Genomic DNA, 10,121 nt, shown 5'->3' on the forward strand with positions numbered 1-10,121 from the left:
GCTCCTGAGCAAATCCCTCCCGGTTCCCGGGAGAGGCCGCTCAATCCTTCCGGATCAGATCCGCGCTCTCGCGCGGGCGGGCGGCTGGCGTCAGGAGCTCCGATACGAGCGAGAGAGAGTTCCGCGTGTACGCGATCGTGCGCACCGGCGGTCGCCAGCAGAAGGTTTCTGTGGGCGACGTCATCGAGGTTGACCGTATTTCTGACAGCAAGGTCGGCGACAGCGTCGAGCTCTCGACCCTGCTCGTCGTCGACGGTGACGCGGTCACCAGCGACCCCTGGGTCCTGGCGGGCGTGAAGGTCCAGGCCGAGGTGGTGGACCACCACAAGGGCGACAAGATCCGGATCCAGAAGTACAAGAACAAGACCGGGTACAAGAAGCGCATCGGCCACCGCCAGCTGCACACCGCGCTGAAGGTCACCGACATCCCCGCCCCGGCCAAGAAGTAAGGACTGAGGAGAGATGGCACACAAGAAGGGCGCATCGTCCACCCGGAACGGTCGCGACTCCAACCCGCAGTATCTCGGCGTGAAGCGCTTCGGCGGTCAGGTCGTTAACGCGGGTGAGATCCTGGTCCGCCAGCGCGGCACCCACTTCCACCCGGGCAAGGGCGTCGGCCGCGGCGGCGACGACACCCTGTTCGCGCTGGACGCGGGTGCGGTGCAGTTCGGCACCCACCGCGGCCGCAAGGTCGTCAACGTCGTCCCCGCTGCCAAGTAAGCAGCCGGACGGCACACTCTCCACACCCGAGGGCGGACCTCCTTCTCCCGTATGTTCGGCGTATGCCTGCGTACGGGAAACGGGTCCGCCCTCGGTGCGTAGTACACCCCCCTCAGCACGCCTTGGAGGCACACCCCTATGACCACCTTCGTGGACCGCGTCGAGCTGCATGTCGCCGCGGGTAACGGTGGGCACGGTTGCGCCTCCGTGCACCGGGAGAAGTTCAAGCCGCTCGGCGGCCCCGACGGCGGCAACGGCGGGCGCGGCGGCGACGTGATCTTCGTCGTCGACCCGGACGTGACCACGCTGCTCGACTACCACCACAGCCCGCACCGCAAGGCCACCAACGGCCGGCCCGGCGAGGGTGGGCACCGGTCCGGGCAGGACGGCACGGACCTGGTGCTGGCGGTGCCGGACGGTACCGTCGTCCTGAACAAGCGCGGCGAGGTGCTGGCCGACATGGTCGGCGCCGGCACCACCTTCATCGCGGGGCGGGGCGGCCGCGGCGGCCTCGGCAACGCGGCGCTGGCCTCCGCACGGCGCAAGGCTCCCGGCTTCGCGCTGCTGGGCGAGCCCGGTGAGGAACGGGACGTCGTCCTGGAGCTGAAGACCGTCGCCGATGTCGCGCTCGTCGGCTACCCGAGTGCGGGCAAGTCCTCGCTCATCTCGGTGCTCTCCGCCGCCAAACCGAAGATCGCCGACTACCCCTTCACCACGCTGGTGCCCAACCTCGGCGTGGTCACGGCCGGGAGTTCCGTCTACACCATCGCGGACGTGCCGGGGCTGATCCCCGGCGCCAGCGAGGGCAAGGGGCTCGGGCTGGAGTTCCTGCGGCACGTCGAGCGCTGCTCCGTGCTGGTCCATGTGCTGGACTGCGCCACGCTGGAGACGGAGCGCGACCCCGTCTCCGACCTGGACGTCATCGAGGCCGAGCTGGCCCGCTACGGCGGCCTGGAGGACCGGCCGCGCGTCGTCGTCCTCAACAAGACGGACATCCCCGAGGGCAAGGACCTGGCCGACATCATCCGGCCCGACCTGGAGGAGCGCGGCTTTCCCGTCTTCGAGGTCTCCGCCGTCTCCCGGCAGGGCCTCAAGGAGCTGTCCTACGCGCTGGCGGGTCTGGTGGACCAGGCCCGCGCCGCCCGTCCCGCGCAGGAGTCCACCCGCGTCGTCATCCGCCCCAAGGCCGTCGACGACGCGGGCTTCACGGTGACCCGCATCGAGGAGGGCTTCTTCCGGGTGCGCGGCGAGAAGCCCGAACGCTGGGTGCGGCAGACCGACTTCAACAACGACGAAGCCGTCGGATACCTCGCCGACCGCCTCGCTCGCCTCGGCGTCGAGGAGGAGCTGCTGAAGGCGGGCGCCCGCGAGGGCGACGGCGTCGCCATCGGCGACGAGGACAACGCCGTCGTCTTCGACTGGGAGCCCACCATGGTCACCGGTGCCGAGATGCTCGGCCGCCGGGGCGAGGACCACCGTATGGACGCCCCCCGTCCGGCAGCCCAGCGCCGCCGCGACCGCGAGGCGGAGCGCGACGAAGCCCTGGGCGAGTACGAGGACTTCGACCCGTTCGACTGAGGACTCGCCTGCGCGGGCTGGTGCGTGCGCGCTCGTGCGTGCGGGCTCGTGCCTGCGGGCGGCGTGGGCGGGCTAGTGCTCCGGCTGGGGACTCACTCCCTTGCAGCGGGGGGTGTCGTCGGCGAGGCCGGGCCGGGCGGAGGCCCGTAGGTGGTCGAAGCGGCGCACATAGGCGTTGTGGACCGCGGAGTTGTCGATCTTCAGCAGGGCTTCGTCGTTCTTGGTGAGAGCAGGGCCCGAGTAGTTGTGGCTGCCGGTCCACACCAGTTTGTTGAGGGCGCCCGCGTAGCGGCCGGAGATCATCAGCGTCTTGGAATGAACGACCTCGCGGGCGGTCTTGGCGTTGCCGTCGTCGTCGTGGTGCAGACAGCTGAGGGTCGGGCCGCCGGGCGTGTGCAGCGTCTCCCAGGTGCCGGGGGAGCCGGTGCTGTCCTTGCTGTCGGTCTCGGCGTAGACGATGTCGACGGCGCAGCCTTGCCGGCGCAGCGCGGCGAGTTCGTCGGCGACGCCCTGTCGGGTGAGCTTGAACATCGCCAGCCGGACGCTGGTGCGGTGGCTGCCGCGCGCGTCCTTCCAGCGGCAGGTCACGTTGTCCAGGATGCCTCGTACGGTGTCGCCGCCGCTCGGCCGGGGGAAGAAGTAGCCGGTGTAGGGGCCCGCGGCGGCCCGGGTGTAGCGCCAGGTGCGCCAGTTCGCCGCGGCCATCTTGTCGAAGTACCGGCTGTAGGCCTGGTAGGTGCGGGCCTGGGAGACGACCATCGCGTCGTTCCAGAACTTGGTGTAGTTGCCGGTGGACAGGTTCGAGGACGTCTGCACCACGACGTTTCGTAAGCCGCCGGTACGGGAGAAGAGCCAGAACTTGTTGTGCGCGATGGACGCTCCCGAACCGGGGTTGCCCAGACAGGACTTCCCCTTCGGGCAGAGCCCGACGAAGGACCGTTTCGCCCGGTCGGTGCCGAGGGCCTTGCGCAGGATCTTGTACGAGCTGCTGGAGGGCATCGTGCTCACGCTCGACTCGTCCAGCAGCACCCGCACGTTCACGCGCCGCTTGGCCGAGGTGTGGGCCTTGGCCAGTGCGCGGGCCACCTCGGCGTCCCAGAAGTGGTAGAGGGCCAGCTTGATCGTGGAACGGGGCGCCGCCGCCTTGATCCGGGCCAGCAGATCGCTGCGGATGGCGCGCTGCTGGGAGGGGGTGCCGTTGGGCAGGTTGAAGACGGGGCCGGTGCCGGGAGAGGCGGCCGTGGCGGGAGAGGGGGTGGCGAGGTGGACTCCCGCCACCAGGAGCAGAGCGAGTGGTGTTGCGGCGGTTCTCAGGCGTGTCACGTGCGTCCCCTCCTGGCTGGTGGTGCGGGACCCGGCGGATGGTGCGTACCGGGTCGCCAGCGAGCGTAAGGACGTGGCGCCGGGCTTTCAGCCGTATGCCTCAGGTCCTGGGACGGGTGGGACGGAAGTGACGCAGGCATACGGAAGGGCCCCGGGAGGTGAATTCCTCCCGGGGCCCCGCACCGTCATATGCTTCCGCGCGCCGGTGTGCCGCGCATGCGCCGCCCGAACGAGTGGCCCCCGCCAAAACGGTGGTCACACGAGGGCGTTGCTGCCTATGTCGGCACCGCGTCCTCCGGATCCGCCGTGGTCGGCGCCTCCATCTCGGCCTCCTCGGCGGCCTCTTCCAGCTCCCGCTGGCCGGGGATCTCGGCCGTACGCCGTGCGACACGGGTGTTGCGGGCCTCGGCCTCGGCCGCCAGCTCCAGCCCGGCCGCGTTGAAGCGGACGAGCGAAGGAGGATCGGAGGGGCCCAGCAGGTGCGTCTTGAGCTCCTTGCGGGCCCGCACCAGGGCGTCCTTCTCCGGGTTACGCACCGACTCCAGCAGCGCCGGGATCTGCTGTGCGTCAGGGGAGAGCACGATGCCGGCCCGCACGGTCGGGAAGGTGGCCCGGAACTCCTCCTCGCTCATGCCGCTGGTGTTCGCCACCGCGTACGGCTTCTCGCTGCTGAGGTAGTCGGAGACGACGGAGGAGACGTCCGAGATCAGCAGATCGGCCTGGTTGAAGCAGGTGAAGATCGCCGGCCGCGGGCCGTCGATGATCTGGTGCTCCCACTCCGGGAACGACGCCCAGTAGGCCGCCTCCCACGCCTCTGTCGCGGCCCGCACCCGTTCGGCGTTGCCCTCCTCGGGCGTGCCCTGGATCTTCATCCGCTCCATCTCGTCCGCGCTGCGGCGGAACGCGGTGGTGGAGACCCGGTCCAGCTCCGTGGTGCGGCGCTCCAGCTCCGCGACCGCCTCCGCGCTGCGCCGCGCACCGCCGCGAGCCGCGTTGGCCTGCGTGATCAGTGCGCGGATGCGCTGGTCGGCGGCGCCCGCGCGGGGGTCGACGGAGCCGGTCATCGGGTGCGGCTTGTAGAGCAGCCGTACCTTCGGGTCCGCCAGCAGGGCCTTGACGATGTTCTCGCCGGCCAGCCGGACCGAGGTGTTGCCCGGGTTGCCGTCCCAGCCCTCCCAGGTGGGCGCGTACAGCACCGTCGTGTAGTCGCTCTTCGGCGCCGCGGCGCGCTCGTCGGCGTGCTGGATAGGGCTCAGCTGCGGGCGGCCCACCTCCACCACGTCCTTGTCGTCGACCCCGACCTCGGCGAGCTGGTACCGCTCACGTGCTGCTTCTCCGGCGACCCACACCTGGTCGTACGCCTTGGCGTAGGGGTTGCAGGAGGAGAGCTTGTCGGACTCGCCGTGGTTGATGAAGGCGTGCTTGAGGGTGGGGATGCGCAGCACCTGAGAGGTCTTGCCGGAGTTGGCCGGGTGCAGCAGCACCTTGAGCGTGGAGTGCTCCAGCCGCATCAGGTGGGCGACCTTGGGGATGCAGACGATCGGGATGTCGGTGGCATCGATCTTCTGCACCATGAACCGCTCCCGCAGCACGATCAGCGGCCTGCCGTCAAGCTGGGCCAGGGTGCTCAGCCACATGTTCGCCTGGTACGCGGAGGTGGCGCCGCCCGAGAAGTACATCCCGATGGTCGGCCTGTACTGCGTCAGCCACTTGTCCAGCCACGCCAGCACGTCCTGCTCGCTCTTGGAGCGCTTCTTCGGCAGCAGCCAGGTGCCCAGATACACAGCGCTGCTCAGCGACAGCAGCAGGGTGCAGCTGACGCCGATCAGACCCCACTCCTGCGCCGACAGCCCGGCGCTGAGCATCAGCCCCAGGGTGCCGGGAACCGAGAAGCGCAGCAGCCTGCGGCTGGGCTGGCGGGCCAGCAGCCGGGACGGCGCGTTGGTGAGGTGCAGCGCCGAGGTGTCGATGTTGCGCGTGACGACCGGCAGGGTGCGGGTGCGGCGCACCAGCTGGGCCACCGCCTGGCACAGGAAGTGCGCGGCGTACGCGGCCAGCAGCAGCAGGGTGAGCGGGCGCTCGATGTCCGGCGGGACCTCGGGGATGCGCACCAGGCCGATGACGACCAGCATGTCGCGCAGCAGCTGCCGCGTGGTGACGTCGAAGCGGACCTTCCCGAGCAGCGCCAGCAGCCCGGGCTGCTTGTGCGTCAGGTACAGGTCGAGGGCGAGTCCCGCCAGCGAGGCGGCGACGAAGACGGGCACGTTCGGTAGCAGCGCGCCCGCGAGCTGCACGGTGTAGAACACCGCGAGCGCGAGCAGGGCCGCGAGCTGCACGGCGCGTCGTGTGGAGAGTCCGGCAGAGGGCACGGGCTGGGCTCCTGGCATGGAGATCGTGGTTCGAAGGAACAGGGCTTGAGGGATGGCCGGTGGCGGTGGCCAGTGGTCGACCACTGACCGTATGACGCCCGTGGGTCAAGTGACAATCTTCGTCGCCCCCGGATACGTGCTTACCTGGTCAAAGGTACCCATCCGCACCCGTCCGTTGCGCGAAACGGATGAGCGGAGCGGACCGGCGCTGACGTAGATTGCGACACAGGACAGACGGCGGGTCACGGGTCACGGGCGCACAGCGGCGCCCCTCGGCCGGCCGCGGCGGGACAGGCGCGAGGGGTACGTACGGGCGTGACAGGAGACAGGGGAGCAGGCCGCGTGGCCGACGCCGTGGGGCAGGGTGCGCATCCGGAGGGCGGCAGAGGCAGCAACACCGATTCGGTCACGGAGAGTGCACAGGTGGCCCGTCAGGCCGTGCGGGAGGCGCGCCGCGTCGTCGTCAAGGTCGGCTCCTCCTCGCTGACCACCGCGACCGGCGGGCTGGACGCCGACCGGGTGGACGCCCTCGTCGACGTCCTCGCCAAGCACATCGACGCCCGGCACGCCGACACGCGCGCCGGCACCGAGCAGACCGCGCTCCCCGGCCGCGAGACAGTGCTGGTCTCCTCCGGCGCCATCGCCGCCGGGCTGGCGCCGCTGGGGCTGGCCAAGCGCCCCCGGGACCTGGCCCGCCAGCAGGCAGCGGCGAGCGTCGGCCAGGGGCTGCTGGTGGCCCGCTACACGGCCTCCTTCGCGCGCTACGGGCGCCGCGTCGGCCAGGTGCTGCTGACCTCGGACGACACCAGCCGCCGTGCCCACTACCGCAACGCCTACCGCACCCTGGACCAGCTGCTGGCCATGGGCACCGTCCCGGTCGTCAACGAGAACGACACGGTGGCCACCGACGAGATCCGCTTCGGCGACAACGACCGGCTCGCCGCGCTCGTCGCCCACCTGGTCCGCGCCGACCTGCTGGTCCTGCTCTCCGATGTGGACGGCCTCTACGACGGCAACCCCGCCACCCCCGGCACCCGCCGCATCGCCGAGGTGCGCGGCCCCGCGGATCTGGAGGGCGTCGACATCGGCAGCGCGGGCAGCGCGGGGGTGGGCACCGGCGGGATGGTCACCAAGGTCGAGGCGGCCCGGATCGCGGCCGGCGCCGGAGTGCCCGTCGTGCTGACCTCCGCCGTGCACGCGGCCGACGCGCTGGCGGGCCGGGAGACGGGCACGTACTTCCACCCGACCGGGCGGCGCGCCGCCGGGCGTCTGCTGTGGCTCGCGCACGCCTCCACGCCCACCGGCGCGCTCACGCTGGACGACGGCGCCGTGCGGGCCGTCGTGGACCGCCGTACCTCGCTGCTGCCCGCCGGTATCGCCGGGGTGGAGGGCGACTTCTCGGCGGGCGACCCGGTGGAGCTGCGGGACACCGCGGGGCGGGCGGTGGCACGCGGACTGGTGAACTTCGACGCCAGGGAGCTGCCGCGGCTGCTCGGCCGCACCACGCACGAGCTGGCCAAGGAGCTGGGCCCGGCCTACGAGCGCGAGGTCGTCCACCGGGACGACCTCGTGCTGCTGAGCGGCTGAACGACGCAGCCTGCTCCGCGGCTGATCGGTGCTGTCTGCTGCGCTTCTGATTCGGGCCGGACAGGAAGCCGGACAGGAAAAAGTCCAGCCTTTCCACGGACACCTTCCGTAAAACGGCCCCGCGCTCGCCCTCGGGCTGGTCAACTTTGACGCGGGCGATACGTGCGGCACGTGCACCCGCACGTGCACGCACCGTCCCGACGGCAGCACCGACAGCCACCGAGCAGCAGCACCACGGACACGAGCAGCAGCAACCGGACAACGCAGCAGCAGCACCAAGCACCACTCCAGGAGGCCACCGGTGAGACGACTGGCCAGCGTCGACATGGCGTCTTCTCCCCAGCCCGAGGAACGAGTCGGCTCCCGGCTCTGGCACATCACGCTGAGCGTCGCGGGGCGGGAGGCACCGCTGGCCGACGTACGGCGCGCGCTCGAACAGCTCGCCCACGACCATCCGTTCCTGTTGACCAGCCGCTACGCCAACGATCACGCCGAGATCCGCTACTGGGAGGAGGCCCATGACCTGCACGACGCCGCCGCCGTGGCGCTGCGACTGTGGGGCGAGCACCGGGCTTCGGCCAAGCTGCCGCCCTGGGAGATCGTGGGGCTCGAGGTGATCGGCCGGGAGACCTTCCAGCAGCGCGTCGCCGAGGGCTACGGTCCGCCGCCCGCCAGCCCGATGGGGGTGCATCCGTTCTGAGGGCGCCGGGTTCCGGCGGCACCGGGTCCGGTCGGCGCCGGTGCGGCCCCCTTCCGAGCGGTCCTCCTGAGACGCCGAGGCGACCCGCCGGGTGCCCCGGCTACCATGCGCGCCATGAGCGCATCCGAGACCCCGGACTCCCCCGTCCGTCAGGCGGCCCGCCGCGCGCGGACTGCGGCAGCCGACCTCGCCCCGGCCCCCCGCACCACCCGTGACAGCGCGCTGCTGGCCATCGCCGACGCGCTCACGGCCCGGACGGACGAGATCGTCGCCGCCAACGCCGACGACGTCGCCAAGGCGCGCGCCGCCGGGACGGCCGAATCCGTCGTCGACCGGCTCACCCTCACCCCCGAGCGGGTCGAGGCCATCGCCTCCGACGTCCGCGACGTGATCGCGCTGCCCGACCCGGTGGGCGAGGTGCGGCGCGGCTCGACGCTGCCCAACGGTCTGGAGCTGCGCCAGGTGCGGGTTCCGCTGGGCGTCGTCGGGATCATCTACGAGGCCCGCCCGAACGTCACCGTCGACGCCGCCGCGCTCTGCCTCAAGTCCGGCAACGCGGTGCTGCTGCGCGGCTCGTCGTCCGCTCACGCCTCCAACACGGCACTGGTCGCCGTACTGCGCGATGCCGTCGAGAAGGCGGGACTGCCCGCCGATGTGGTGCAGTTGGTGCCCGGCGAGGGCCGGGAGAGCGTCACCGAGCTGATGCGCGCCCGGGGCCTGGTGGACGTGCTGATTCCGCGCGGCGGCGCCTCGTTGATCCAGACCGTGGTGGAGCAGTCCACCGTCCCCGTCATCGAGACCGGCACCGGCAACTGCCACGTCTATGTGGACGAGCGTGCCGACATCGACACCGCGCTCGCCATCCTCGTCAACTCCAAGGCCCAGCGCCCCAGCGTCTGCAACGCAGCGGAGACCGTACTGGTGCACGCCAAGATCGCCGACGCCTTTCTGCCGCGTGCCCTCGAGGCGCTCGCCGAGGCGGGCGTCACCGTGCACGGCGACGACGCCTGGCAGACGGCGGCCGGCGCCTCCGGGCGGACGGTGCTGCCGGCCACCGAGGAGGACTGGGCGAGCGAGTATCTGTCGTACGACATCGCAGCCGCCGTGGTGCCCTCGCTGGACGCCGCCGTGGAGCACATCCGCGCCTGGTCCTCCGGGCACACCGAGGCGATCGTCACCGGCGACACCGCCGCGGCCCGCCGCTTCACTGCACTCGTGGACTCCGCCGCCGTCATGGTCAACGCCTCCACCCGGTTCACTGACGGCGCCCAGTTCGGCTTCGGCGCCGAGATCGGGATCTCCACCCAGAAGCTGCACGCACGCGGTCCCATGGGCCTGCCGGAGCTGACCTCCACGAAGTACGTGGTCACCGGGGACGGTCACATCAGGGAGTGAACGGCACCGATTTTCTGCCCGGTTCCCAGTTCCCATCAGCCCTGCCCAAATTGACCGCATAGGTCTACGCTGGATCGCGTGCCGGACGACGTGGGGGGCAGGCCGTTCCCGGACGGCGAGGAGCCCGAGTACCGCGACCACGGGGCGGCGGACGACGAGTTCGCCTCCGTGGTACTCGACGAGGACTTCGTACGCGCCGCCGAGGTCCATGAGCCGAGCGCGGCCGAACGGATACTCGCCTCCGCCCAGTCGCACGCGGAGCTCACGGAGAACGAGAACCTCCGCTCCGCCGAGGACGGCTTCGGCCGCGCACGCGGCGAGGGCGAGCTCCCGCACGACGACCTCGCCGAGGCCGACGACCCCTTCGACGACGACCCGGACGACGACGAGGGCCGCTTCGACCGCTCCGACTACCGCGTGGAGTACGAAGGCTCCGACGGCCTCCCGCC

At 71.2% G+C, this 10,121-nt stretch carries 8 protein-coding genes and 1 pseudogene; 7 read left to right on the forward strand and 2 right to left on the reverse strand.

Annotated features, from left to right (window positions below):
• The first annotated feature begins 125 nt into the window (after positions 1-125).
• The 3 genes from rplU (at position 126) to obgE (ending at position 2,298) form a co-directional block, all read left to right on the forward strand.
• Complete coding sequence (rplU, locus tag KBY19_RS20000) at positions 126-449, forward strand: 50S ribosomal protein L21 (protein WP_099880752.1); 324 nt, start codon at positions 126-128, stop codon at positions 447-449.
• Between the two features lie 13 nt (positions 450-462).
• Complete coding sequence (gene rpmA / locus KBY19_RS20005; RefSeq protein WP_099880750.1) at positions 463-720, forward strand: 50S ribosomal protein L27; 258 nt, start codon at positions 463-465, stop codon at positions 718-720.
• Positions 721-858: 138 nt separating this feature from the next.
• Positions 859-2,298: a GTPase ObgE gene (gene obgE / locus KBY19_RS20010; RefSeq protein ID WP_099880748.1), complete on the forward strand. Its 1,440-nt coding sequence runs from the start codon at positions 859-861 to the stop codon at positions 2,296-2,298.
• 72 nt (positions 2,299-2,370) lie between these two features.
• Here the strand turns inward: obgE and KBY19_RS20015 are convergent, their stop codons facing one another.
• Both KBY19_RS20015 and KBY19_RS20020 read right to left on the reverse strand, forming a co-directional pair.
• Positions 2,371-3,621: a phospholipase D-like domain-containing protein gene (locus KBY19_RS20015; protein WP_210966336.1), complete on the reverse strand. Its 1,251-nt coding sequence runs from the start codon at positions 3,619-3,621 to the stop codon at positions 2,371-2,373.
• A gap of 275 nt (positions 3,622-3,896) precedes the next feature.
• Positions 3,897-5,990 (reverse strand): hypothetical protein, encoded by a 2,094-nt coding sequence (locus KBY19_RS20020; protein ID WP_185016835.1) that lies wholly within the window; start codon positions 5,988-5,990, stop codon positions 3,897-3,899.
• Positions 5,991-6,428: 438 nt separating this feature from the next.
• On the opposite strand from KBY19_RS20020, the gene proB reads away from it, so the two are divergent.
• The 4 genes and pseudogenes from proB to KBY19_RS36640 form a co-directional block, all read left to right on the forward strand.
• A complete protein-coding gene (gene proB, locus KBY19_RS20025) occupies positions 6,429-7,577 on the forward strand; it encodes a glutamate 5-kinase (RefSeq protein WP_099886491.1) in 1,149 nt (382 codons plus the stop codon).
• 325 nt (positions 7,578-7,902) lie between these two features.
• Positions 7,903-8,277, forward strand: coding sequence for a hypothetical protein (locus KBY19_RS20030; RefSeq protein ID WP_221506483.1), 375 nt, complete (start codon positions 7,903-7,905; stop codon positions 8,275-8,277).
• 114 nt (positions 8,278-8,391) lie between these two features.
• Complete coding sequence (locus KBY19_RS20035; RefSeq protein WP_210955338.1) at positions 8,392-9,672, forward strand: glutamate-5-semialdehyde dehydrogenase; 1,281 nt, start codon at positions 8,392-8,394, stop codon at positions 9,670-9,672.
• Positions 9,673-9,750: 78 nt separating this feature from the next.
• A pseudogene (locus KBY19_RS36640) lies at positions 9,751-10,121 on the forward strand (hypothetical protein); the annotation flags it as partial.

This window comes from Streptomyces sp. B15 (assembly GCF_018070605.1).
Classification (GTDB): domain Bacteria; phylum Actinomycetota; class Actinomycetes; order Streptomycetales; family Streptomycetaceae; genus Streptomyces; species Streptomyces smyrnaeus.